Genomic DNA, 25,070 nt, shown 5'->3' on the forward strand with positions numbered 1-25,070 from the left:
GAGCCAACGGCCTCTAGCAGCAATGCTAGGGGCTGCTTTTGATTAAAGGGAAAGGCCATGGATTCTTATCAACCAACCAGCGATGAACGCCAAGCGATGCGCGCATTTCTGCAACGCGCCGAAGTGCGGATCTCGACGATGCACCGCATTGCAGGTGTCTTTTTGAATGGCGCAGGCTTATTGATTTTGTTGCCAGTCTTTTTTCGCGATGCGATTAGCGACATCAACGAGATTGTGCTCACCCAGATTGCCCAGCTCTTTACGCTGTGGCAAGCTGGCCAATTTTCGTGGTCGGCAGTTGCCGATTTGAGCCTCTACACGCTACTGTTTATTCCGTTTATCGCAACCTTGGGCATTCCGCTGTATGCATTTTTGCTGTTGCTGAAGGATATTGTCTACTTTTATTTTGCCAACCAAAGCCCTGGCTTTACCCATAAACTGTTTAACCCGCGCTTTATTCTTTCGGGCTTGGCGTTTTCCACCGACGAAGCGCCAGCAGTCAAACGCGCAGTTATTCAGCATCAATATAATTCCGATTTGCTGGAGTTTATTTTACCCTTCGAGCGCCACGAAGCAGCATTTTATGATCATGTTTATCAGCAAAGCGAGGGCTTGATCGTGCCACCCAGCCGTGATGCGGCTCAACTAGCCAGCCAAGGGGTCAACCAAAGCCAAATCAGCCAGCAAGCAACCGAGCGTTTTAACACGGCCTTGGGCTTATCGGGCTTTCTCGATCGCACCTTGATTGAAGAAGTAGCACGCACTGAAATTTCGGTAGTGCGCTATGCGTTATGTCTACGACGTTTGGTGTTGCGCTATATCAAAGCCTTGTTGATGTTTGTTTGGACGACCTTGCTCTCGTTTATTTTGGTTTCGTTCCTTGAGCACTTGCAGCCGCTAGCGATTTTGGCGGTGGGCTATGTAGTCTGGTCGGCACTTACGCCGCTGGTCGTGCGCATGCCCACCAACTGGATCTGGCAAGCCCTGCGTGAGGATGTCAATCTCAAAGGGGTGGCTCGTGATGAGGAAATTACCCGCTTTGAACGCTTTGTCGTCAAGGTTTGTCGTTTGACCCTAGCAATTGCGCTGTTGACCTTGCTCAGCGAAATTGGGCGGCTGATGGTGAATGTTTAGCCACGATGCCTAAGAGCCAGCCACCAAACTCGAGAGCTGGCTCTTGGCGGCTTAGACTTTGGGCTGAGCCAAGCGGCCTAGCAACAAGCCAAATTCAAACAAGAAATACATCGGCACCGCCAAAAATGCGAGGTTGGCGGGATCGCCGGTTGGAGTCAGAATTGCTGCCGCCACCACCGTGATCAGCACAACATAGCGGCGATAGCGCCCAAGTTTGCGCGGGTTGAGGATGCCAATTTTGGTCAGGGTAAACATGATCATTGGCAACTCAAAAACAATCCCGTTGATCAGCAGCAAGCGGGTCAGAATCGAAAGAAAATCATCGAGCCGTGGCTTATTTTCAATCAAATTGCCAGCATTCTCAGTGCCAAAATTGATCAAAAATTTAATGGCAGCAGGCGCAGTTACAAACCAGCCAAAAGCGATGCCCCCAACAAAGCAGAAAATCACCAACGGCAAACCAATAAAAATCCATTTGCGTTCGGTGCGGGTCAGGCCGGGCGCTAAGAAGGCCAGCAGTTGATAGATAATCACTGGCATTGCAGCGGCAATCCCAAGCGTTAACGCGGTGCTGAGGTAGGTAGTGAAGGTTTCGGTGACTTCGGTAGTTTGCACGCCCTGCTCGCCAGCGAAGCTCAAAATCAGATATTTGATAAAGCCAGTGCTATTGACGATATAAAAGCCGCCAAGCATGCCAATTAAGACTGCAATCGAAACTTTGGTGAGGCGTGAGCGCAACTCGCGCAAGTGATCGAGCAAGGTCATGGTGCCATCAACAACAGGTGTAGCTTTAGCCATTGGTTTGCTCCTCGGCGGCTGAGGCACGCAATGCCTGATCGAGTGGTTGGTCAAGCAAATCGTCATCGAGCATCATACGAGCTTGGTTGGCAATCTCTGGGCGAGCCATGGGTGGTTTGGGAGTTGGATCAATCACGTTGGCAGCGGCAGTGGTTTTGGGGTCTAAGCCGAGGTCGACGATCATCGCCCGATCATCATCGGAGAGAATCGAGCGCCCAAGCTCCTGAATTTGGCGGCGCGGATCGAGATCGCGCAGCTGGCGGGCCATCTTCTCGACTGATTCATAATCGTCGCCCAACTCGTTGCGCGCCTGATTGCGCAGATCGTTAATCAGCTTGCGGCCTTTGCTGATCCACTGGCCAATTTGAAACAGCATTTCAGGCAAGCGTTCAGGGCCGACGACCACGAGGGCAATCACCAAGATGATCACAAATTCAAACGGGCCAATCCCAAAAATTGTCATAAGCGTCTGACCACTAGCTAAAGGCTTTGGGGATACGCTTTACGCAAGTATTAACCTCAAGCCCAACAAAGAACAAATGGACAATGCCGCAAGGTTTAAGCCTTGGGTGGCATTGTCCACTGTTCGCATACAAATTACTCTTGGATGTGTGCTTTGATAAATGCTTCGGCATCGCCGACGGTGCGCAATTTCTCAGCTTCTTCGTCGGTAATTTCTACGCCGAATTCTTCTTCGAGCGACATGACCAACTCGACCAAATCGAGTGAGTCGGCGTTGAGGTCATCCAAGAAGGTTGCGCTTGGGACAATTTTTTCTTCTTCGACGCCCAATTGTTCAGCAACCAATTTCTTCAAGCGTTCGTTTAAGTCTGCCATTGGTAGAATCTCCGTATAGAAAATAAGTCCGAGGCGCGCCACAATGCTGCGTTACTCCTCGGATTCAGGTTTATTGACCACGGTACTGAGCACGCCATTGACAAATCGGCCAGAATTATCACTGCCGAAATGTTTGGCCAGCTCGACCGCTTCATTAATCACGGCTTTAACCGGAGCTTTATCCGCTGCCGCATCGTAAAGAATTTCAAACAAGGCGATGCGCAGCACCGCAATATCCACGCCTGGCATTTGGTGGACGGGCCAAGATGGGGCAATTTTAGCAATTAAGTCATCAATCTCTTGACGATTGCTCCATGCGCCATTGACAATACGGGCAAAAAAATCACGACCTTCTGCGCTGAACATTTCATCATCGCTGATGCGTGCAACAACCGAATCAAGGTCGTGGGTGGTTTGATCAAGTTCAAAGAGTGCCTGAAGTGCCGCAGCACGCACTCGGTGGCGAAGGCTACCCACGGTTCTGCTCGACATCCTGAATATAGACGTTAACGCCACGGACGGGCATCCCGACCATTTCGTTTAACGCTTCGGTTACCGCCGATTGAACACGAGCACCGAGATCAAGCAAGTTGATATCGGGTTGGGCGATCAGGTAGCAATCGGCACTGACACTATCATCGACAACCCGAATTGCCACGCCATCAGCGTTGGCACTTCCGCTCCCTAGCATGCTGCCCATCCGTTGTTGGCCGGGCACGCTGCCCAAACGCGCAACGCCAGCAACATCTTGGGCCGTCAGCGAGACAATCGCTGAAAGCACATCGGGAGCAATTGTCACAGTTCCAAATGGTTGATTCACGGTTTTCTCCACGACTGCCCTAGGCTGTCGCTTCTTTGGCAGTCTGTTGATTTAAAATATCAGCCAAGGTGTGCGTGGCAACGTCACCGCTCACAAAAGCTGGTTCGTTCATCATGCGCAGTTGAAATGGCAAGGTGGTTGTAATGCCACTAATCACACACTCGCTTAATGCCCGCCGCATCCGTTCAATGGCCTCAAGCCGCGTTTCGCCCCATACGATCACTTTGGCTAACATCGAATCGTAGTTGGTGGGGGTGCGATAGCCTGAATACAGATGTGAATCGACCCGCACGCCTGGGCCACCTGGCGGTAAATAGAGATCGACAGTCCCGCCAGCAGGCATAAAATCACGGTCAGCATCTTCGGCATTAATCCGACATTCAATCGCATGCCCGCGTATTTTAATGTCATCCTGAGTGAGCGTCAAGCGTTCGCCAGCAGCAATCCGAATTTGCCACTTAACCAGATCAAGCCCAGTGAGCCATTCGGTCACGGGATGCTCGACCTGTAAGCGGGTATTCATTTCCATAAAATAGAAATTTCCCTGATGATCGAGCAAAAATTCCATGGTTCCAGCGTTGTAGTAACCAATTTCGCGCACGCCATGCAACGCGGCTTCGCCCATTTTTTGGCGCAATTCTGGGGTCAGGGCTGGCGATGGGCCTTCTTCAACGACTTTTTGGTGGCGGCGTTGCAACGAGCAATCGCGCTCGCCCAGGTGAATTGCATTGCCATGCTGGTCGGCCAAAATCTGAATTTCAACGTGGCGCACAACAGGCAAGTATTTTTCCATATACAAATCGCCACGACCAAAGGCGGCTTCGGCCTCAGCGCGGGCGGTATTAAAGGCACGGGCCAATTCGTCAGGCTGGTTGACCACACGCATGCCGCGCCCGCCACCGCCAGCGACAGCCTTCAAGAGCACTGGGTAGCCAATGCCATCGGCTAGGCTTTGGGCTTCTTCAACGCTGGTCAAAGGGTTTTCGGTGCCAGGCACAAGCGGCAGGCCAGCAAGTTTCATGGCTTGTTTGGCAAGGGCTTTATCGCCCATCCGCTGAATCGAATCTGCCGAAGGCCCAATGAAGGTCAGGCCACATTCGCGGCAGCTCTCGGCAAAATAGGGGTTTTCCGAAAGAAAGCCGTAGCCAGGGTGAATCGCATCGCAATCGCTAATCAGCGCGGCACTAATCAAGGCTGGCGCGTTCAGGTAGGATTTAGCGGGAGCTGGCGGACCGATACAAATTGCTTCATCGGCCATGCGCACTGCCAACGAATCACGATCGGCCTCGGAATAGGCGGCAACCGCTTTGATGCCTAGTTCATGGCAGGCGCGAATAATCCGCACGGCAATTTCGCCACGATTGGCAACCAGAATTTTGCGTAACATGGTGGTTCCTCAGCTAAAGCGTTCAAGCAAGCGACCCAACGCTGCTCTCTAATACATGGTCATGCCGCCATCGACGGCCAAGGTTTGGCCAGTGATATAGCCAGCAGCATCGGAAGCCAAGAAAACTACCGCGTTGGCGATTTCGGCAGGTTGGCCCATGCGCGCCAAGGGAATCCGATCCAAGGCTTTGGAGATCAAATCTTCGGACATGGCGTTGCGGGTCATATCGGTTTCAATAAAGCCTGGGCAAATTGCGTTGGCAGTGATCCCGCGCGACGCCATTTCTTGGGCCACCGATTTGCTAAAGCCAATCAGGCCTGCTTTGGCGGCAGCATAATTAGCTTGGCCAGCATTGCCCGTCAGGCCAATCACTGAGCTAATCGTAATCACGCGACCCCATTTATTTTTCATCATCGGGCGTAGCACAGCCTTGGTAAGCAACATTACGCCACGCAAGTTGGTTTGCAACACATCATCGACTTCGCTCTCTTTCATGCGCAACAATAGGTTATCACGGGTAATGCCAGCATTGTTGACCAGAATATCGACCCGCCCAAAGGCTTCGGTCGTCGCTTTAAGCAAGGTTTCGTGGCTGGCAGGGTCGGCGACATCTGCTTGAACAGCCAGCGCTTTGCCACCCTTGGCCGTAATTGCCGCAACAACCTCAGCCGCTGCTGCCTCGCTGCCACGATAATTAACCACCACAGCTGCGCCACTCGCAGCCAAGGCCTCGGCAATCGAACGTCCGATGCCGCGTGAAGCTCCAGTCACAATTGCGACACGACCGGTTAAATCTAGTTGCATGCTTGCTCCTTCAACACTAAACCATGCGCCAACCGCCATCGACTGGCAGCACTTGGCCGGTGATATAGCCCGCCTCTGGATTGGCCAACATAAAAATCGCTGGCGTAATCTCGGCAGGCGCGCCCAACCGTTTGAGCGGCACAATATTGGTGGCCCATGGGATATAACTTGGGTCAAAACTCGACATATGGGGCCGCGAAATTAGGCCCGGGGCAACGCTATTGACCGTAATGCCCCACGGCGCTACCTCGCGGGCCAGCGATTTCGAAAAGCCAATAATTCCGCCAAGCGCAGCAGCATAATTGGCTTGGGTCAGGCCGCCAGCCAAAGGCTGATAGCCAGTAATTGTAATAATCCGCCCATAGCGGGCTTTTTGCATTGGCCGCAACACCGCGCGGGTAATGCGGGTTACGCCACGCAGCATCGTCTCAAGCACATCGTTCCATTGCTCCAGCGTCATCTCCGCAACTGGCGCGTTGTTGACTGCTGAATGGGCGGTGATCAGCATATCGAGCCGCTCCCAGCGCCGCACCGCCACCTCAACAAGGCTGTTCATGGCTTCAGCATCGCGCACATCGGCCTTGATCGCAATTAGGCGTTGTTCATCGGCAATCGTAGCGCACATTTCTTCGGCCAGCTCATCGCGTTGACGATAGCAAAAAACCACGCGGGCACCACGTTGAATGAGGCCTGAAACAACTTCGCGCCCAATCGCGCCAGTGCCACCTGTGACAATCGCCACTTGATCGTTGATACTCATTCTGCACCCCTATGGCATGACCCAGCCGCCGTCAATCGTCAGCACATGGCCAATAATATACGATGCAGCAGGCGAGGCCAGAAAGGCAACGGCTGGCGCAACTTCTTCAACTTTGCCAAAGCGTTTGAGCGGAATCACATCAAGCGCCCAGGTTCGCAACCACTGCGGAATATGGTCGATAAAGTCAGTGTCAATATAGCCAGGCGCGACCACGTTGACCACAATCCCATCGGCGGTTACTTCGCGGGCCACAGCCTTGGAAAAGCCAACCAAGCCCATCTTGGCCGCAGCATAGTTGGTTTGGCCAACATTGCCCGCCAAGCCCGCCAACGAGGCAATGCTAACGATTCGGCCATAGCTGTTGGCCCGCATCGCTGGCAACACCGCTTGGGTGCATAAAAACGCCGAGGTCAGATCAGCTTTGATCACATCGTCCCATTCCTCGTCTTTCAAACGCTGAAACAGGTTGTCACGGGTAATGCCCGCATTGTTGATCAAAATGTGAATCGCGCCCCATTCAGTTAAGGTTTGGGTCACCATGGTTTCAACTGCCTGCTGATCGGTTACATCTGCTTGAATCGCCATGGCCGTGCCACCAGCAGCCTGAATTTCACCAACCACGGTTTCAGCTTTGGCGGCACTTGATTGATAATTGACAACGACTTTAACGCCCCAACTGGCTAGCTCCAAAGCAATCGCTCGGCCAATGCCGCGCGATGCTCCGGTAACAATCGCCACATGGTCTTTCATTCCCCGCATAGCAAATGCCTCACCCATGTACATTACTGGGCGTTATTGTACTCGCCAATCTTCGCTATGTCATCAAAGCTGGCAAGATTCAGGCGTTGCAAGCTGGGATCGATGCGCTTAACCAAGCCAGTCAGCACGCTGCCAGCGCCAATTTCAATCACAGTTTGCACACCTAAGGCTGCCATTTGTTCGATCGTGGCAATCCAGCGCACTGGAGCCGTAATTTGGGTCACTAACTCGGCCCGAATCTCGGCGGCGCTACTGATTGCTTGGGCGGTGCTATTGGCAATCACTGGCACTTGGGCAGCAGCAATCGTCGCTGTGGCAATTGCGGGAGCCAAACCAGCAGCGGTTGCTTCCATCAAGGGCGAGTGAAAAGCGGCGCTGACATTCAAGGGCATGATTTTTTTGGCCCCAGCAGCTTTGGCTTGTTCGCTGGCTGCCGCAACCGCTGCACTTGTGCCGCTAATCACCAATTGGCCAGGGGCGTTTTGGTTGGCGACGACACACGCACCAAGCTCGCTCACATTGGTGCAAACGGCTTCGAGCGGCGCAAGATCCAGCCCAATGATGGCGGCCATTGCGCCTTCGCTGGCTTGAGCCATCAATTCGCCACGTTGGCGCACCAAACGCAGCGCAGTAGCAAAATCAAGGGCTTTGGCAGCAACTAAGGCGCTATATTCGCCCAACGAATGGCCCGCAACCACGCTTGGCTTCAGTACTATACCTGCCTCTGCAAGCGCCGCCAACAAGGCCACGCTCACGGTCAACAAGGCTGGTTGGGTGTTTTCAGTTGCGGTTAAATCAGCTTCTGGCCCATCAAAGCACAACGCCGCCAAATCAAAGCCCAGCACTGCGTTGGCTTCGGCAAAAATTGCCCGAGCCGCCGCCGATTGTTCGTAAACCTCACGGCCCATGCCCACTTTCTGCGAGCCTTGGCCAGGAAAAAGCAATCCGATTGTCATTGGGTATCTTTCTATCTATGCTGGGGATCGGGAATTGGGGGTTGGGGATCGGTTTTAAAACCGCGAAGCATGTTCCGATCCCCAGCACCCAACGACCGATCCTCAACCTCTATGTTCTGTGCTCTATGCTCTATGTTCTACTTGCCGCCCCACACCAACACGCCCGAAGCCCAGGTTAGGCCGCCGCCAAATGCGGTCAGCAAAATCGTGTCGCCTGGCTGCATTCGGCCAGCATCGGCGGCTTCGGCGATCGCTACGGGCAAGGTGGCAGCTGAGGTATTGCCATATTCTTGAATATTGACAAACACCTGCTCCATTGGCACGTTGAGCCGCTTGGCGACGGCTTCGATAATGCGTAAATTCGCTTGATGCGGCACGACCAATTGCACATCGGCAGGCGTTTTGCCAACTTGCTGCAACACATGGACTGAACTTTCGACCATGGCGCGCACAGCATACTTGAACACTTCAGCGCCATTCATCTGAATATATTGTTCAGACTGATCAAGCCGCTCGTGAGTTGCAGGGTAGAGCGTTGCGCCAGCTTTGATCCACAATAATTCGGCGGTATCGGGGATTGCCCCCAACTTATAAGCTTGCAGCCCGCGTTCTTGCTCGGTTGCTTCGAGAATAACCGCGCCAGCAGCATCGCCGAAAATCACGCAGGTATTGCGATCCTGCCAATTTAAGAATGGCGAGATGGTTTCTGCTCCGCAGAGTAATACTTTACGCACACCACCACCGCGAATCATGGCGGTGACTGCGCTGAGCGCATATAAAAAGCCACAGCAAGCGGCGTTCATATCCATCACGCCAGCGTTGATTGCGCCCAATTTGGTTTGGACCAAAGCGGCGGTTGAGGGCAAGAGCAAATCGGGCGAGGTGGTAGCAACCACAATCAAATCAAGCTCTTCCGGCTGCACGCCAGCTTTAGCGAGCGCAATCCGCGCGGCGCGGCTGGCCATATCCGAGGTTGCTTGGCCTTCGGCCACAATATGGCGGCGCTGAATCCCAGTGCGCGATTGAATCCATTCGGCATTGGTATCGACAATTTGTTCAAGCTCTTCGTTGGTAAGCACCCGTTCGGGAGCATAGCGCCCCCAGCCAGTAATTGCTGCATTCATTGCAAAACACTCCCCTGATGAAGCCGTTTCATGCTGCACTGCACAATAAACCGCCTAAAATGCGAAAGGGACGAGAACCATGTTCTCGACCCTTTCGCTGCTTTGCTGCCAAACATGGCTTATGCTTCAGCATTGTCCTTCTTGAGGTATTGGCGACCCTTGTAGGTACCGCAATTCAAGCAAACGCGGTGTGGACGGCGATAGCCGCCACAGTTTGGACAAGCCGACAATGAAGGTGCGGTCAAAGCAAGGTGTTGGCGGCGGTGCCCGCGTTGTTCGCGGGTAATTTTACGTCGTGGCAATGCGCCCATGAGAAACTAGGCTCCTTTCAGCAATTGTTTGAGCGCGGCTAAACGCTCATCGATCACTTGATCGTCCAGATCGTCGGCTGCTGGGTTATCGTTGCGGTTTTGGCCGTCGAACGACAATCCACGACAATCTGGGCGACAAATCGGCGCGATTGGTAAGTTGATGAGCGTGTATTCACGGGCAGCATCGCCAAGATCAAGCAAATGGTTGCCGTTAATTTTGAACACATCAGGCTCTTCTGGTTCTGGCAACGGTGCGCCCGTCGTTGCATGAACCGTCGCAAAATATTCTTCAGCGAAATCGAACTCAACAGGTTGGCTGAAATCGCTTAAGCATCGCACACATTCTACGGTGACGTTGCCGCTCATCGCGGCATCAACTAAGACCCCATTTTTGGTGCGGGTCATTTTAACATCGCCTTCGGTAATCCTCAGGCTCGTACCATCACCCAAATCAAGTTGTTCGTTTTCATATGTATACTGGCGGGTCGCCCCAACGTATTCTTGCAACAGTTGGGATACATTGAATTGGAGTTCGGATGACATACAGTGACCTCCTGCTGGAATTCAACCCGCAAGCGACGTGACATTATAGGCGCGAGAGCGCGCTCTGTCAAACTACGCCCAGTTCATCGAGGCCATTTTGAATAATTGTCAGCGATTTGCCGATATGTTCTTCAAGGTTGAGCAACACTTGACGCGCATATTCATCGGCATCAGAGCGCACTTTGGCTGCTTCTGATTCTGCTTCGGCAATCATTCTGGTGCGTTCGCGCTGGGCAATTTCAAGCATGCCCTGTTCCGAAAGCGTTAACGCAATTTTCTTTTTTGTTGCCTCGATCAGTTGGTCGCGTTCGCGCACAATCTGGCGTGCTTGGCGTAATTCATTGGGAACCGCAACCCGCATCCGGTCGATAATGTCGAAGACTTGCTTCTCGTCGATCATTAATCGGCTGGTTAAGGGCACACGGCCACCACTCGCTAAAACCTCTTCCAACTCGTTAATCAGGCGCTCAAACTCGGCCTCAGCATATTCTGGGGGGCGCTGGTGTTGCCCGACTGGCTCCACGCTGGTTGCTTCCTGATGTTCACTGGGCTGTTCTCCCCATTGGGCTTGTTCGCTCATGTGCGTGACTCCTCATGCTTTTGATAGGCTTGCTTGAGCGCAAGGGCAATATGGGCGGGCACAAACGAGCTAACGTCGCCGCCATAGGCCGCAATTTCGCGCACCGCGCTTGAGCTAAGCAACGTAAAGCGTTGATCAGCCATCAAACAGACCGTATCAAGCGTGGGAGCCAAGTGATGATTGATATGCGCCATTTGAAATTCGTGCTCAAAGTCGGTCGAGGCCCGCAAGCCGCGTACCAAGACCGTCGCATTAATCCCAAGCGCATACTCCACAACTAAACTCGAAAAAGCATCCACCCGCACATTTGGCAGGTGCGCTACCGATTCGCGAATCATGGCAATCCGTTGCTCGGTGGTAAAGAGCAACTTTTTGTACGGACGATCAGCTACCGCTAAGACCAACTCATCAAACAACCGTGATGCGCGCTCGGTAACATCAAGATGTCCGTTGGTAATCGGGTCGAAGCTTGCAGGGTAGACAGCAATAGTCACAGGTGATTACTCCGATTGCGGCGGTAACGCTGGGCTCAATTCATACATTGAGAAACAGGAATCGCCGATACGCCGATGCTTGAGTAAACTCAGTGGCCCAAGTTGGGGCGGCATCACCAGCTTTGGCCAATGGCCTAAAACTAATACGCCATTTGGATCTAAAATGCCGCGTTCAGCAACCCGCACCACAAGGTCGGGAATGCCTTCCATAGCATATGGCGGATCGAGCAGGATTATAGCATATTTTGTTTTTTCGTCGATGATTTGCAGAAATTTATCGACGGAAATATTCCAAACTTTGGCTCGCTCAGCCAGTTTGGTCGTTTTGAGGTTGTCTTTGGTAACCGCCGCCACATGGCTGCGCGCCTCGACAAAATCGGCCCATTCAGCCCCACGCGATAAACACTCGATGCCCAACGATCCGGTGCCAGCAAATAAATCTAAGGCACGGCCTTCAAAGGCATCAAAGCCCTCTAAAATAGCAAATAACGATTCTTTGACCCGATCAAGCATCGGGCGAGTGCCAATATCCGGCGGGCCTTTTAATTGTCGCCCCTTGGCACTGCCAGTAATCACCCGCATTGGTAGTAACCCCGTAAATAAAGTCAGAAGTCAAAGGGCAAAAGTCAGAAGTCAGAAGTCAAAAAAATGCCAAGAATTATTGATCAAAGATAGATAAAACTTGGTATTGATCAAATGCTAGCTAGAGATTGGTTTGGAACTAGACTTTTTTGATTTTGTTCTCTACTTAATATTTTGCCCTTTGACTTTTGATTTTTGACTTTCCTAAAAGACTTCTGCCCCGAATTCGGCTAGCTCGTCGGCAATCGATTCAATATCGTGGATGGTGCGCATTTTTTTGATCAGCCCAGTATATTTTTGACGATTGGCATCGTGGGCCATCACCGCCCGCTCAACATATTGGGTCAAATACAGTTTCAAAGCCGCTAGTTGGCCTTCATCCAGGCGCTCGCCGTTCATATAAGCATCGACGGCAGCTTCTAACACCCCAGTTTGTTCTTCCATCCAAAAGCGTGGTGGCACTGCCACCTTAAATGGATAGGGATATTCGCGGTTGGGCACAAATACTAAATTGCCAATTTGCTCGGCATCTTCTGGCCATTGCTCTGTCATTTTCGCAGAATCCTTCAGTAGATTTAATTCTGAATATCGTTCAAGCTCGCCAAGGGCACAATTGGGTCGATTTGCTGGACGCTATTGCTTTCAGCAGCGTCAATTGCCCGCATAATTAAGCGCCAATCAGCCAACGCGCTTGCCAACGTAGCCACAATTGGCTCATCATCAACAATCGCCGCGTAAAAATTACGAAACTCGCTTTCGTAACCACGCAAATCACGAGCTTGGTAGTGTTCTATTGTACCATCAGCCCGATATAATGTCGTCTGATCGCCACGAATCGTAATACTACCGCTCGTGCCATGCACTACCGTCCAATCAAACGAGGGCTGTTCGGTTTTTACCGCGCCCGAAAAACACAGCGAGCCAAGCACGCCCGAGGCAAAACGCAAATTTAGCACCATCGTGTCTGGGCCACGCAGTACCGGATGCACATCTTTAATGAAGGCATGAGCGCTTTCGATTGGCCCGCCAATTTCGCGCAACAAAGCAGCTTGATGCACGCCAGCATCGGCAAGCACTGCACCACGATATTGATGATCGTGGCGCCATGGCGTTGCGCCAAAGCCTTGGGTTGGATCGCTCCAAAAGGTTGCACGCACATCAATTAACACCACAGCGCCAATTGCGCCTGCATCCATCCAAGCCCGCGCTTGTTTAAGATCATCGCGATAGTGGAAATTCTCGGCAATCAGGATTTTAACCGGAGCATGTTTGCACGCTGCAACCAACGCTTCGGCCTGCGGCAAATTCGCCGCCAATGGTTTTTCGCAAATCACATGTTTGCCAGCAACCACTGCCGCCTGAATTGCTTCGGCGTTACGCTGAATTGGCAACGAAATTAACACCGCATCGATCGACGAGTCAGCAAAGAAATCCACCCACGAATCAGTGATCGTTGGGTGGACATCCAGCAGGCCTGCCAACGCCTCAGCATTTGCCCGATTATGGTCGCAAATGCTAACAATTTGAAAGCAATTCGGTAACGCTTTGAGCGCTGGCAGGTGTAAATGTTTGACCGCTAAACCAGCTCCAAGCACTCCTAACCTGATCGTTTGCATTAATGACGGGCCTCACGCTGGAAGCGGCGACGTTGCATGAGAGTTGGGCGGCGGCGAATTTTGAACGGCGATGGTGGCGTTAATGGATCATCAGCAGTCAAACGGGCGCGGCGCTTTGGACGTTCAAAGCGATAATAATCAAAGCCAACTAAGCCAACCCCAATCACGGCGGCAACCGCGATAATGACCGAACCAACCAAGCCTTCAGCATTGCGGGTATACACCAAGCCGCTCACAAAGGCAGTTGCGAGGGTTAGCCAGCCCAACGCACCTTGCCAGCGCTTGCGAAAAACAAACAACACAAGAACAGCAAACACCGCTAAAAAGCCGAAAACGAGCCAATCAACACCAGTCATAACGTGCTCCTCTAAGTCAAAGCATGGCGGTTAATACTGTAGCACACAATGGGCCATGCCTTCCGAGCCAATTCCGATTGATTATGGTTAATCATGGGCCATAATTCCATGTTTGACAAGCAGCCTTCAGATCTATTATTCTATACCTTGTATAACAAAGTATCCTTTATCACAAGGTAGCCTATGTTTGAACGTGAACTTCTTAAAGGTAGCCTCGGTTTGATGCTGATGGCACTCATTGAGCAAGGCCCAATGTATGGCTACCTGATCGCGAAGGAAATCCGTGCCCTCACCGATGATGTAATTGATCTGAAAGAGGGTTCGTTGTATCCTGCGCTTCATCGATTGGAAAAAGAAGGGATGATTGAAGGCTTCTGGCAACGCCGTGAAGACGGTGTTGACCGCCGCTACTATCGGATAACGGCAGCTGGACAAGCTGTCTTAGACGAACGTCGCGCCCAATGGAGTCGATTTAGTGCCGCAGTTTCAAAGGTGGTCTCCGATGCACCGTCCCAATGATAGCTATTTTGCTGAACTTGAACATGAATTAGCAGCGCTCAGCTTGGCCGAACGTGAAGCCATTCTGCGCGAGCTTCGTTCGCACTACGACGATGCCGCTGCCGATCCCACTGCTGATGATCAGACATTACGCTTAGGTTTGCCGTTTCAGGCCGATCAAATTGGGCGCAAGCTCAAGCGGATTCATCGCTCGGCCAAACGCGAGGCCGCCAAACATCGCACGATGATGATCATCGCAACCGTGATTGCCAGCATTGCAATTGTGCTCTCGTTTATCTTTCCATGGATCGATGGCAATCTTTTGGCCTTCATCCTTGGCGGCACAGCCGTGGTCTGCTCAATTCTCTCAGTCGTAGGAATTTGGCTGCCAAAACAAACGGTCGGCCAATGGCTCTTTTGGAGTGGCAGCACCGGCCTGACATTAATCGGCCTGCCATCGGTAATTAGTTTCAGTAGTTTCTATCTCATCTTCGGCCCTTTGTTGTTGTGGACAGGAACCCGACTACAACGGACGTATTAAGCCGCTAATGTGGCTGCCCCGTTCGAGCGGGGTTTCTTTAGTGTGCCTAAAACAAGGAGTAGCTCTGTGTTACACGAACAACAAACCCCTATCACTCCCATAGTTATCAATGGCCCATGGACGCGCGAAGCCCGCGAACGGGCGATTGCCGAAGAAGTAAAATTAGCCTATATCGAATATTTTCGCAAAGCTGTCAAAACCCGCAATTGGTTGCCATGGGACGATTTGCCCTTGCGCGAGATGGAGCAATATGGTCATCTGCTGAGCGAAGATACCGTAACCTTGGTCGAAAGTTTCCTCGGCGTTGAAGATTACGTTGGCGATTATGTCGAGGATACGATCAACATTGTGCATGGTAAACGCGAACGGCGCAATATTCAATTGCAATGGGGTGCTGAAGAATCGAAGCATGCAGAAGCATGGGAATTAGTACTGTTGCACTCAGGCCGCCGCACCAAAGAGCAATTAGAAAGCTATCGCGATAAAGTGGCCGAGCATCGCTGGACGATGTATGAAAATCACCCTGGCTTTGACACGCCCTTAGGTGTTGCCGCCTATGCCATGGTCCAAGAACGCGCTACCTATTTCAATTATGAAGAATTGCGCAAACGGATTCGCAGCGAATATGGCTTGCCCGAGCACAGCACCGAAGAAGAACGCAAACGCGGCAAGCAAATTGGCGCAGCCGCAGCCTTCAAAATTGTTGGCGTTGATGAAATTGCCCACCACGGCATGTTTTTGCGGGTGATCGATATTTACAAGCGCTATTTGCCCTATGAAACGCTCGATATGGTGTTTCGGGTGCTGAATGGTTTCAACATGCCAGCGCTGCATATTTTGCCCAATGCAGAGGAACTGAAAGCCTCCTTGGAACGCACCAAGCTTTACACGCCACTCAAGCATGGTCGTTTTGTTGCCAACCCCGTGCTCGATGCCATGGGCTTTAACAACAAACGCGCGCTCGAACGGGCCGTGCAACACGCCAAGCTTTTGCCAACCGGCCTTGGCCCTGAGCACGTCGCAATTGGCCGCGATGGCGAGTTTGTGATTTCAATGCAGCCAGACGCCGAAGTTGAAGCCGCCTAAGACGTTACTTAAAGCCCAAAGCGCAGGGAGCATTGAATCCCTGCGCTTTGTTGTTTAACCCAGCATTCACCGAACAACAAATGGTTAAGAAGAACGTTAAGAATTGGAGATTGATGATTGTTGGGTGTTGGTGTAGGCCGCCAAATCTTGTTCTTCAATCACTGGCATAAAGCGCGTCATCTCCACCATCTTGAAGATTTTTTGATGATGAGGGCTAACATGGAGACAAAAGACTTTATAGCCATTCTTGCGCGCAGCCACCACAAACTTCAGCAACACCGAAATGCCAGCAGAGTTGATAAAGGCCACATCGGCAAAATCTAAAACCGTAATTGGTTTCATGTGAGTACAAGCATGTTCGATCGCTGCCGCCGAAACGGCATCGACGCTGTTGGTCAGAATATGCAACAGCACGACATCATCCCACTCTTCTCGGCGAATTACCGATTGTACGTCGCTCATAATAGATCTCCTAGGTTGGTCAACGCGGCCAACTCTCCCCTGATCATAGTTGAGCAAGCGATTTTTGGCAACCAAGCTGCATGAAATTTTGATGACAGATCCAAAGAACATAGAGCATTGATAAGGATGAAGGATGAAGGATGAGGGATGAGAGATGAAGCCTAAAACCGATTGCCCTTCGCGTTCTTCGCGATCTTTGCGGTTCTATTCTTCGTGCGCTTCGTGTCCTTCGTGGATCAACACTAGCCCCCGACCCCTGATCCCCAGCCCCCAATCCCATTCGCTACTTTGCTTTGAAAATCCGCAGCCGCAAACTGGTGCCAGTGCCAGAGCTTTGCACCTCATATTGATCGACCAATTCGCTGATCAAATATGAGCCAAAGCCACGCAACATGCCTGATTCGAGATTATCTTCCTCGACCACCCGGCGCTCGGTGTTGAAGTGCTCGATGCCTTTGCCATGATCGATAATTTCAACTTCTAGTTGATCGGCGTGGAGCGAAAAAATGACTTCAACCGAGCCAGCCACGCCGCCACCACCGCCATGCTCAATCGCGTTGGTGACGGCTTCGCTCACTGCGAGCTTGAGATCTTCGACGCGCTCGCGCGGAAAGCCCATGGTGCTGCCAAGCTCGGCGGCACTAGCCCGCACAACCCGCTCAAAAACCAAGTCAGATGGAATGTTAAGGTGAATCCGATTCATCGTGAACCTCCACGGGCCATTGCGCGGCCCTTTTGGGGTAATTGTTCTTGTTGATTGATCAGATGTTCATAGCGACGAAGGTAGGCTTTGCCCAAGGAACTGTTGCCAACTTGGAGATAACATGCCCCCAGATAATACAGTGCTTGGGTATGGCGTGGGTTACGTCGCAGCACTTTTTCAAATAACGGGATGGCTTGGGCTGGTTCGAGCATTTCTTTATAACAGGTGCCCAGCATAAAAGTGGTTTCAATATCATCGGGCCAGTGCATCAGCACATGGCTAAATTCACGCGATGCCAAATCGTAGCGCCGCCGCCGCGTGTACATATAGCCCAAATCGTAGCGTAGCGAATGCGCATGCGGTGCTAATTCCACCGCTTTACGCCAAGCAGCCAAGGCCCAACTTTCGTGGCCCAACACGGTATACATAAAGCCCAGCAAATAGTAGGCATTGGGATCTTTGGGCAAGAGCTGTACCGCACGTTCAAAGGCCCGCATGGCGGCATGATGTTTTTCTAAATCATAGAGCAGCTTGCCCATTTGTAAGAAAATTTGGCCATCGTTGGGGCGCAATTTGGCGGTGCTATACAAATGGTTGTAGGCCTCGCGATGTTTGCCTTGAAAACGCAAAATTGCGCTGATGCGGAGCCGCGCATCAACATAATAGCGATCTTGCGGTGGAATCTGGCCATACTCTTGAAACGCCAATTCCCAGCGCCGCGCCCGCGCCAACAAATTACCAAGCAAATAGCGCGCCCGCTGTTCGGTTGGCCGCCATTTGAGCAAGGCTTCGTAAATGCGCTTAGCATCTTCGTCGTAGCCTTGAGCTTTAAGGTCATCGCTCAAACGGTAATACCAATTGGCAACCTCTTGCTCCGATTTGCTCACCAGCACTTCATCGGGGCCAACGCTGGGCGAGATAAAGGTTGGTTCAACGCGCAGCGCCTCGGCAAAACAGCGCTGGGCCAATTCGTGAGCGCCATGGGCTTGGTGCATCAAACCCATATAATACAAAGGTTCGCCAGCATAGGGACGCAACTCACGGGCCGAGGTAAAATGAATATAGGCCCGACCAGCATCGTCGAGCATTTGATAGGCGCGGCCAAGCGCAAAATGGGCTTCGTACAAGCCATTGTTATGCTCAAGCGCTTCCTTGAACGCACCAATTGCGCGATCGATTTGGCGCATCGCCCCAAAAGCCACGCCCAAATTGTAGTGCGCCTCGGCTAGTTGCGGATCGGTTTGTACCGATTCCAAATATTCACGCTGGGCAGTTGGCCAATCATCTTGAAACGCACAAGCATTGCCAATATACAAATAAATAATCGCCCGCTCACGATCATAAATTTGCGATTTCTCATCGCCCTCGACATAGGCCGCGATCAACGCGGTTTTGAAATGCTCGATTGCATCAGGATAATTGGCGGCCAAATAGGCTTTGATCCCGCGTCCAAACGCAGCACCCAAGCGCGTTCCAGCCATAAAACGCTCGCTCCCAGCAAAGGTATCGAGGTCCAGCGGCATTACATTGAGCGTGTCAACATTGGTAGTCATAACAGTTCCCTTAGGACGATCCTTTGGTGGATTGGAGCAAGCGATATTCTTCGATCACTGGGCGCAATTGCGCTTGAAGTTCGCGGGCAATTCCACGGCCAAATTGGCTGGCAACCATTTCATTCAACGGACGCAATAGCTCTAGGCACTGGTCGGGCGTGCGGCTTGCGCCAACAAGCGCTAAGCTTTGCCACCATTCATCAGCAGTCATTGGCCCAACCACATCGGCCACAATGCTATGCATTTCATCAAGCAAATTGGCCAAACGTCGCCGCACGAGCACCATCGTCACATCATCGTGTTTGAGTTGGCCTTGGGTCCAAGCGCGAACTTCGCTGAGCACGCGGGCCATCAACGCCCGTGGCTTAAGGTGGCCAACTGTTTGTAAAAGGCTTTGAAAGCGTGGGTAGCCATATAAAACTTGATGTTCATTGGTCGCTTCAACCACGCCATCAGTGTACAACATGACTGAATCGCCATAATTCAGTTGCAAGGTGGATTCAGTATAGCAATCGATCTCCATCACGCCGAGCGGCACACCTGACGTTTCGATTTCAACAACTTGATTATTGATCACAATCAGATAATTGTGACCAGCATTTGCCAATTGCATCATGCCAGTTTGCGGGTTGATTAATGCATACAGCATCGTAACCATGCCCTGGGGCATTTCTTCGATCAAAATATTATTAACTGCAGCCAGGGTGTGGCCTGGCGATTGACCGCGCCGCACTTCGGCCCGAAAGACCGTGCGCGCTACCGCCATGCGCAAAGCCGCTGGCAAGCCCTTGCCGCTCACATCGCCAATCATAATCCCCTGCGAGCCGTTCACCGCCAGAAAATCATACAGGTCGCCGCCAAGCTCACGAGCTGGCAATGAGACTGCGCTTAGCTCCCAGCCGGGCAAGCGCGGCACGGTTTCGAGCATCAAGCCTTGCTGCAAATCACGCGCCAATTGCAAATCTTGTTCCAACTCAGCTTGACGTTGGTCGGGCACTGATGCTTCGGGCACTGGCGCAGGCAATGCTGGCTCAAGCGGAATCGCCACCCGACCATGAGCACGGTGACTAAGCAGTGAACTATAGATTACTGGCTGTACTTTTTGCATAAGATTAAAATGTTCCTTGGCTGGCTTCTAAGCTGCCAATCCAGCGTTCGCAGGCTGAACGCAACCAGCCAACTGCGATGCCGTCAATGACTGTGCTACTTGAATGTTGGGCCAACTTGCGTAAGGCATGTTGATAATAACGTAAGGCTGCGGTTTCGCGCCCTTGGTGGCGATAGCTTTCGGCCAAATGAAAAGCGATTGTCGGCGATTCGGGCACCAAATAGCTAGCACGCTCCAAATAATTAATCGCTTTATCCCACGCACCTTGGTTGAGCTCGATCATGCCCAGCACCACATAGGCGGCATCTTGCAAGACATCAAGTTCTAAGGCGCGGCGGGCTTCAGCAGCAGCCTGATCGTTTTGGCCAAGGTCAGCATGCAATTGCGCCGCCAAGGCCAAAATTGCTGGCTGGCGCTGATTGGGCGCAATAGTTGCCAAAAGGCTCAAGCCGCGTCGCTGTTGGCCTTGTGCCCGCAAGGTACGCGCTTCGGCCAACAAACTGGCTACATCAGGCACTTTTGGCACATCAACGCTAACGCTGGGCCGCGTACTTGGCCGTGGTCGTACCGGAGTTGGCTCAACAGGCTTATCAAGTGGCTTGGTAATTGGCCGTTCGACCGTTGGGCGTGGCTTGGGTTGGCCATCGCCTTTGCGATAGATAAATGCGCCAGCCACCTCGACCGTTTCGAAGCGATCAAAAATGCCCCACAGCGATTCCGAAAAGCCCAAGAGCAAATAGCCACCAACCGCCATCGCCGCATAGATCCGTTCGATCAACTGGCGACATGTTTCGAGCTGAAAATAGATGGTGACGTTTTGGCAAAACACCACATCAAGCTGATAGGCCCAATGCGGCAGGGCGTCAAGCAAATTGTGCTGCTCGAATTGTACCAAGGATCGCACTGCTTCGCTGACACGCAGCGACCCATTGGGCTGTTGCTCAAACCATTGTTTGTAGTCGGATTGAACGTTAGCCAACGAACGCCCACGATATTCGCCAGCAATCGCCCGCTCAAGCGGCACATGGCTTAAATCGGTGGCCCAAATCGAAATTGGGCGGCTTGGCGGGTTGCCCCATTGCTGCAAGGCAACCATGGCCATGCTATAAGGTTCCTCGCCAGTTGAGCAGCCAGCGCTCCAGCAACGCAGCGGACGCAACGGCGAACGTACTCGCTGAAGTTCAGGAAAAATATGCTCGCGCAAAGCCCGAAAATGAGCTGGGTTGCGAAAAAATTGAGTTTCGTGATTGGCCAAGCGCTCAGCCAACCATTGCACCTCGCTTGCATTGGTCGGGTCTTGAATCCGCAACGTATAGGCTGCTGGGCTAATTTGCAATTGGCGATAGCGTTCCTGAACAAACATGCGCCCTTGGCGCATGCGACTATCATCGAGATACAAGCCCGCTCGGCGAGCGAGATAATCGCGGATGATCGTCCATTGTTCAGTGCTTAACTCACTCATCGACGTTCAGCTTCACTGAGCAGCGCCACCAAACGCGGCGCAATCAAATCGGCGGCCAAAAATTCCATCGCAGCCCCAACCTCCTCTGCGGCACGCGGCATGCCCCAAATCGCGCTGGTTGTACGATCTTGGGCAATTGTGCGAGCGCCTGCCCGCCGCAAGGCCAATAACCCTTGGGCGCCGTCGCGGCCCATGCCAGTTAACAGCACGCCAATCGTTTGCTTGGGCAAAACCTTGGCAGCTGATTGCATGGTTACGTCAACTGACGGATACAACAAATTATCAGGTTGCAACTCAAGATGCACCGTCCAGTTGCCATCGATGCGCAAATGATGGGTATCGGGGGCAACATAAACGTGGCCAGTTTTCAAACTCATGCGATGCTGTGCCAATTCCACCTTCAAGGGCGAATGATTGTCCAACCAGTCTACCATTGTACCAACAAATCCCTCGGCGATGTGCTGCACAATGATAATGCTTGCGGGGATGCTCGCAGGCAGGCTATGCAGGAGTTTGTATAACACGCGTGGGCCGCCTGTCGAAGCACCGACGACAATCAACCAGCGTTGGCTTGGTGGGCTAATTGCGGCCATCAATAAGGGAATATTGGTTTCGGTAGTTGGCGATTTGCGCCGACGCCCGCGTAAATGGGTTACGACTTTGACCCGCGAAAGCATCTTAACCCGCTCCAATAGGCGCATCCGATTGGCTTCACCTTGGGCAAGGGTTAAATCGGTGGGTTTTTCCCACACTTCCAAAGCTCCGGCGTTGAGCATCTGAAAGGTTAAATTGCGATCATGACGGGTCAGCGATGAGGTAATCACCAGAATTGGCGTGGGATGATAGGCCATAATTTCTTCAGTGGCCTGCAAACCATCCATCACCGGCATACGCACGTCCATCGTGATAATATCTGGTTGCAAGGCTGCCGCCAACTGCACCGCCTCACGCCCATCGCGGGCCTCGCCAACCACTTGAATCGCTGAATCACTGGCTAAAATAGTGCTGATGACTCGGCGCGAAACCGCCGAATCATCGACAACTAAGACGCGAATTGGTGCAAGCGGCCCTGGCATCATTACATACCCAACAACAGTTTGACGCGATTGGGCAAATCGAGCAAATCAAGATCTTTGTTGAGATAATCATCGACTCCGGCCTCAAAGCCTGCCCGTTTATCATCCATCGAGGTCAACATGATAATTGGCAATTCTTCAAATAAAGGATTGGCACGCAACTGACGGCAAACCTCGTAGCCATCAATCCCAGGCATTTGCACATCCAGCACCACTAAATCAGGCGTGAGATCGCCGATTTTTTGCAGCGCTTCTTCGCCGCTATAGGCCAAATCGACAGCATAGCCATACATTTCGAGCCGCATTTTGACAATATCGGTAACCAGTTTGCTATCGTCAACAACTAAAATTCGTTCACTCATTGAAAAACTCCTCGCAGGGAAAGATTGGCAGTAAGCAAGGCCAAGCTACTTTAGCGGCCAAGTAATTGATGAATCGTTTCGAGCAAGTTGCTTTGATCAAACTGGCTTTTGACGATATAGGCTTGTGCGCCAGCCAATAAGCCTTCACGCCGATCACTATCACGGGCTAGGCTTGTAATAATGATAATTGGCAGTTGGCGCAAACGTTCATGGGCACGCACCCGACGGGTCAACTCAAAGCCAGTCAGCAACGGCATTTCAACATCGCTTACCAGCAGATCGTAGGAATTGAGGTTGAGCTTGTCAAGCGCATCTTGGCCATTAATTGCGGTCTCGACGATGTAGCCCGCCGATTGGAGCATCGAGCGTAGTAGTTCGCGGGTGGTAAACGAATCTTCAGCAACCAGCAATTTGGCTGGCTGACGTTTGCTTGGCGCTGGCAAAGCCACTGGTTTTCCCCATTCGCGCGCCCGAGCCGCAATCGCCAACGGATTAAGCACCAGCACCAAACGCCCATCAGGTAGGGCAATCGCCCCAGTGCATAAACGCTGTTCATGCAATAGTGCGCCCAACGATTTAACCACTACTTCGCGTTCATCAACCAATTTATCGACCAGCAAGGCCAAAGGTCGATTGGCTGGCCCCAAAACCACCAAATTGGAAATATCCGATGGCTGGGGCAACGGCCCGCGTTGCTCAAGCAAGGGCGCAAGCGCCACAATGCTCACGCTCCGCTCATCGACGCGCACGCTTGGCCGACCTTCGACCATTTGAATCTGCGCCCCAGAAACCCGCCGCCCACCCAAACAGGCGGTCGATGGCAAGGCATAGGTTGTTCCAGCCACATCAAACAACAGTACCCGTGTAGTCAGCAAGGTAATTGGCAAAATGAGGGTGAAGGTCGTGCCTTGGCCAAGCACTGAATGCACATCAACTCGTCCGCCAACCTCGCTCACAGCGGCGCGCACAACATCCATGCCCACGCCACGCCCAGAAACATCGGTGATGATTGCGCTGGTGGAAAAACCAGGCTGCCAGATCAATTCCAAGGCTTCTTCAGCGCGCAACCGAGCAGCCGCTTCAGCATCGATAATCCCACGCTTAATGGCTGTTGCGCGAATCACCGCTGGATCAATGCCACGGCCATCGTCGCTGATGATAATTTCAATCGTGCCGCCCAACGAGCGTGCTTGCAAGCGCAAGGTGGCCTCAGCAGGCTTGTTGGTTTTAATCCGATCTTCGGGCGTTTCAACCCCATGATCAAGTGCGTTGCGCACCAAATGCAGCAACGGATCTGCCATCAACTCGATAACTTTGCGGTCGGCCTCGGTGGTTTCGCCCTCGGTGATTAAATTAACTTCTTTGCCCAACGAGCGCGCCAATTCGCGCACTGCCCGCGGAATCGGCGCAAACAAACCAGCGACTGGCTGCAAGCGCGTTGCCATCACCTCGGCCTCAAGTTCATCGACCAAGGCCTCGCTGGCAGCGCTATGGCTGCTCCAACGTTCGCTGAGCAAACGCAATTGGTTGCGCGTCGATTGCGCCAGATTCTGCAATTGGCTCGCAAGTTCGCTAGCCTCACGCCGTTGCTGAAAGGTCACGCGCTGACCAGTTAAACGCTCGCTCAGTTGTTGGCTTAGACGTTCGCTTTTGCTCAGCAATTTATCTAAGGCTTCAAGATCGGCCACATGCTCAAGATGCAACTGACGGGTGACAACCAACTCACCAGCAGTATTCAACAAGCGATCCAAGCGTGAAATTGGCACGCGCACTGTTGAACGCGTAGTGTTGATCAGCTTTGGAGCTTCGCCCGTAGGCCTGGCTTTTTTCGGTGCTTGGGGCGCGACAACTGGGGCTGGCTCAGGCTTGGGTTGCTCAAGCACAACTGGCACTGGCTCGGGTTCTGGTTCAGCCACAGGCTCAACAATTGGCGCTAGCTTTTTGGTCGGTGGCGCAGCTGGCAGGCTTTCGCCAGCAGCCAAAGCATTCAGCTGCTCGACCAACATATCAACGTTTGGATCAGTCGGCGGCGGCTCATTGACGTTGGCATTCAAAGCCAACAGCACATCAACACTAGCCAGCAGCACATCGTTAATGCTTGCATTCATGGCCAGCATGCCACTGCGCAAAGCCGAAAGCAAGCTTTCCATCGAATGCGCTAAACGCCCCATATCAATTTGGCCGAGCATGCGGGCTGAGCCTTTGATCGTATGAGCCGCCCGAAAGATCGTATCAATCGCTTCGCGATCGCCTGGGTTTGACTCCAAGGCCAACAAGCCTGTGGTCAAGGCCCGCACATTCTCTTCAGTTTCTTCGCGAAACTGGCCAAAAAATGCTGATAAATCAAAACCGCCCATG

Annotated in this window: 31 protein-coding genes; 4 read left to right on the plus strand and 27 right to left on the minus strand. The window is 52.3% G+C overall.

From position 1 onward, the window contains the following. Positions 1–57: 57 nt before the first annotated feature. Entirely contained in the window at positions 58–1,134 is a 1,077-nt protein-coding gene (locus tag SE18_RS23960) for a hypothetical protein (RefSeq protein ID WP_054537014.1), read from the plus strand. Between the two features lie 51 nt (positions 1,135–1,185). Here the strand turns inward: SE18_RS23960 and tatC are convergent, their stop codons facing one another. From tatC to SE18_RS24050, 19 genes are all read right to left on the minus strand, one after another. Beyond that, positions 1,186–1,932 (minus strand): twin-arginine translocase subunit TatC, encoded by a 747-nt coding sequence (tatC, locus tag SE18_RS23965; RefSeq protein ID WP_054537015.1) that lies wholly within the window; start codon positions 1,930–1,932, stop codon positions 1,186–1,188. Continuing rightward, positions 1,925–2,395: a Sec-independent protein translocase protein TatB gene (gene tatB, locus SE18_RS23970; protein WP_054537016.1), complete on the minus strand. Its 471-nt coding sequence runs from the start codon at positions 2,393–2,395 to the stop codon at positions 1,925–1,927. The genes tatC and tatB overlap by 8 nt, the downstream gene beginning before the upstream one ends. A gap of 134 nt (positions 2,396–2,529) precedes the next feature. Continuing rightward, the gene (locus SE18_RS23975) at positions 2,530–2,769 is read right to left on the minus strand and encodes an acyl carrier protein (RefSeq protein ID WP_054537017.1); all 240 of its coding nucleotides are present in this window, start codon (positions 2,767–2,769) and stop codon (positions 2,530–2,532) included. 51 nt (positions 2,770–2,820) lie between these two features. Further along, complete coding sequence (gene nusB, locus SE18_RS23980) at positions 2,821–3,261, minus strand: transcription antitermination factor NusB (protein WP_054537018.1); 441 nt, start codon at positions 3,259–3,261, stop codon at positions 2,821–2,823. Beyond that, positions 3,239–3,589 (minus strand): Asp23/Gls24 family envelope stress response protein, encoded by a 351-nt coding sequence (locus SE18_RS23985; protein ID WP_054537019.1) that lies wholly within the window; start codon positions 3,587–3,589, stop codon positions 3,239–3,241. The genes nusB and SE18_RS23985 overlap by 23 nt, the downstream gene beginning before the upstream one ends. 19 nt (positions 3,590–3,608) lie before the next feature. Then, complete coding sequence (gene accC / locus SE18_RS23990) at positions 3,609–4,976, minus strand: acetyl-CoA carboxylase biotin carboxylase subunit (RefSeq protein ID WP_054537020.1); 1,368 nt, start codon at positions 4,974–4,976, stop codon at positions 3,609–3,611. A gap of 48 nt (positions 4,977–5,024) precedes the next feature. Continuing rightward, positions 5,025–5,780, minus strand: coding sequence for a 3-oxoacyl-[acyl-carrier-protein] reductase (fabG, locus tag SE18_RS23995; RefSeq protein ID WP_054537021.1), 756 nt, complete (start codon positions 5,778–5,780; stop codon positions 5,025–5,027). 16 nt (positions 5,781–5,796) lie between these two features. After that, positions 5,797–6,540 (minus strand): SDR family oxidoreductase, encoded by a 744-nt coding sequence (locus tag SE18_RS24000; protein ID WP_054537022.1) that lies wholly within the window; start codon positions 6,538–6,540, stop codon positions 5,797–5,799. 9 nt (positions 6,541–6,549) lie between these two features. Then, positions 6,550–7,299, minus strand: coding sequence for a 3-oxoacyl-ACP reductase family protein (locus SE18_RS24005; protein ID WP_083470132.1), 750 nt, complete (start codon positions 7,297–7,299; stop codon positions 6,550–6,552). A gap of 23 nt (positions 7,300–7,322) precedes the next feature. Beyond that, on the minus strand, positions 7,323–8,255 hold the full coding sequence (fabD, locus tag SE18_RS24010; RefSeq protein WP_054537024.1) for an ACP S-malonyltransferase: 933 nt from the start codon (positions 8,253–8,255) through the stop codon (positions 7,323–7,325). Positions 8,256–8,392: 137 nt separating this feature from the next. Beyond that, positions 8,393–9,379, minus strand: coding sequence for a beta-ketoacyl-ACP synthase III (locus SE18_RS24015; protein WP_054537025.1), 987 nt, complete (start codon positions 9,377–9,379; stop codon positions 8,393–8,395). Between the two features lie 119 nt (positions 9,380–9,498). Further along, positions 9,499–9,690 carry a 50S ribosomal protein L32 gene (rpmF, locus tag SE18_RS27005; RefSeq protein ID WP_012188299.1) on the minus strand — a complete coding sequence of 64 codons (192 nt, stop codon included), beginning with the start codon at positions 9,688–9,690 and terminating at the stop codon, positions 9,499–9,501. Positions 9,691–9,696: 6 nt separating this feature from the next. After that, positions 9,697–10,233: a YceD family protein gene (locus SE18_RS24020; RefSeq protein WP_054537026.1), complete on the minus strand. Its 537-nt coding sequence runs from the start codon at positions 10,231–10,233 to the stop codon at positions 9,697–9,699. 67 nt (positions 10,234–10,300) lie between these two features. Beyond that, positions 10,301–10,813: a hypothetical protein gene (locus tag SE18_RS24025; protein ID WP_201783534.1), complete on the minus strand. Its 513-nt coding sequence runs from the start codon at positions 10,811–10,813 to the stop codon at positions 10,301–10,303. Further along, a complete protein-coding gene (coaD, locus tag SE18_RS24030) occupies positions 10,810–11,307 on the minus strand; it encodes a pantetheine-phosphate adenylyltransferase (RefSeq protein WP_054537027.1) in 498 nt (165 codons plus the stop codon). Before coaD ends, SE18_RS24025 begins: the two co-directional genes overlap by 4 nt. A 6-nt stretch (positions 11,308–11,313) precedes the next feature. Beyond that, positions 11,314–11,889, minus strand: coding sequence for a 16S rRNA (guanine(966)-N(2))-methyltransferase RsmD (rsmD, locus tag SE18_RS24035; protein WP_054537028.1), 576 nt, complete (start codon positions 11,887–11,889; stop codon positions 11,314–11,316). A 204-nt stretch (positions 11,890–12,093) separates the two neighbouring features. Then, positions 12,094–12,441 carry a hypothetical protein gene (locus SE18_RS24040; protein WP_054537029.1) on the minus strand — a complete coding sequence of 116 codons (348 nt, stop codon included), beginning with the start codon at positions 12,439–12,441 and terminating at the stop codon, positions 12,094–12,096. Between the two features lie 23 nt (positions 12,442–12,464). After that, positions 12,465–13,505 carry a Gfo/Idh/MocA family protein gene (locus SE18_RS24045; RefSeq protein WP_083470133.1) on the minus strand — a complete coding sequence of 347 codons (1,041 nt, stop codon included), beginning with the start codon at positions 13,503–13,505 and terminating at the stop codon, positions 12,465–12,467. Next, positions 13,505–13,861, minus strand: a complete 357-nt coding sequence (locus SE18_RS24050; protein WP_054537031.1) for a hypothetical protein — start codon at positions 13,859–13,861, stop codon at positions 13,505–13,507. The genes SE18_RS24045 and SE18_RS24050 overlap by 1 nt, the downstream gene beginning before the upstream one ends. Positions 13,862–14,044: 183 nt before the next feature. On the opposite strand from SE18_RS24050, the gene SE18_RS24055 reads away from it, so the two are divergent. From SE18_RS24055 to SE18_RS24065, 3 genes are all read left to right on the plus strand, one after another. Next, positions 14,045–14,380: a PadR family transcriptional regulator gene (locus tag SE18_RS24055; protein WP_054537032.1), complete on the plus strand. Its 336-nt coding sequence runs from the start codon at positions 14,045–14,047 to the stop codon at positions 14,378–14,380. Next, entirely contained in the window at positions 14,364–14,900 is a 537-nt protein-coding gene (locus tag SE18_RS24060) for an HAAS signaling domain-containing protein (RefSeq protein WP_054537033.1), read from the plus strand. Before SE18_RS24055 ends, SE18_RS24060 begins: the two co-directional genes overlap by 17 nt. A gap of 66 nt (positions 14,901–14,966) precedes the next feature. Further along, complete coding sequence (locus SE18_RS24065) at positions 14,967–15,986, plus strand: ferritin family protein (RefSeq protein WP_054537034.1); 1,020 nt, start codon at positions 14,967–14,969, stop codon at positions 15,984–15,986. Between the two features lie 96 nt (positions 15,987–16,082). On the opposite strand, the gene SE18_RS24070 is transcribed toward SE18_RS24065, so the two are convergent. The 8 genes from SE18_RS24070 to SE18_RS24105 all read right to left on the minus strand — a co-directional run bounded on the left by SE18_RS24070 (position 16,083) and on the right by SE18_RS24105 (position 25,069). Continuing rightward, positions 16,083–16,448, minus strand: a complete 366-nt coding sequence (locus SE18_RS24070) for an STAS domain-containing protein (RefSeq protein ID WP_054537035.1) — start codon at positions 16,446–16,448, stop codon at positions 16,083–16,085. 283 nt (positions 16,449–16,731) lie between these two features. Next, positions 16,732–17,151, minus strand: a complete 420-nt coding sequence (locus tag SE18_RS24075) for an ATP-binding protein (protein ID WP_054537036.1) — start codon at positions 17,149–17,151, stop codon at positions 16,732–16,734. After that, positions 17,148–18,704 (minus strand): tetratricopeptide repeat protein, encoded by a 1,557-nt coding sequence (locus SE18_RS24080; protein WP_054537037.1) that lies wholly within the window; start codon positions 18,702–18,704, stop codon positions 17,148–17,150. The genes SE18_RS24075 and SE18_RS24080 overlap by 4 nt, the downstream gene beginning before the upstream one ends. Positions 18,705–18,714: 10 nt before the next feature. Beyond that, entirely contained in the window at positions 18,715–19,812 is a 1,098-nt protein-coding gene (locus SE18_RS24085) for a PP2C family protein-serine/threonine phosphatase (protein WP_054537038.1), read from the minus strand. Between the two features lie 4 nt (positions 19,813–19,816). Continuing rightward, positions 19,817–21,274, minus strand: coding sequence for a CheR family methyltransferase (locus SE18_RS24090; RefSeq protein WP_054537039.1), 1,458 nt, complete (start codon positions 21,272–21,274; stop codon positions 19,817–19,819). Next, a complete protein-coding gene (gene cheB, locus SE18_RS24095; protein WP_054537040.1) occupies positions 21,271–22,353 on the minus strand; it encodes a chemotaxis-specific protein-glutamate methyltransferase CheB in 1,083 nt (360 codons plus the stop codon). The genes SE18_RS24090 and cheB overlap by 4 nt, the downstream gene beginning before the upstream one ends. Continuing rightward, positions 22,353–22,712: a response regulator transcription factor gene (locus SE18_RS24100; RefSeq protein WP_012188282.1), complete on the minus strand. Its 360-nt coding sequence runs from the start codon at positions 22,710–22,712 to the stop codon at positions 22,353–22,355. Before SE18_RS24100 ends, cheB begins: the two co-directional genes overlap by 1 nt. A 50-nt stretch (positions 22,713–22,762) precedes the next feature. Further along, the gene (locus SE18_RS24105) at positions 22,763–25,069 is read right to left on the minus strand and encodes a hybrid sensor histidine kinase/response regulator (RefSeq protein ID WP_054537041.1); all 2,307 of its coding nucleotides are present in this window, start codon (positions 25,067–25,069) and stop codon (positions 22,763–22,765) included. Between the last annotated feature and the right edge of the window lies 1 nt (position 25,070).

Source organism: Herpetosiphon geysericola, from assembly GCF_001306135.1.
GTDB lineage: Bacteria > Chloroflexota > Chloroflexia > Chloroflexales > Herpetosiphonaceae > Herpetosiphon > Herpetosiphon geysericola.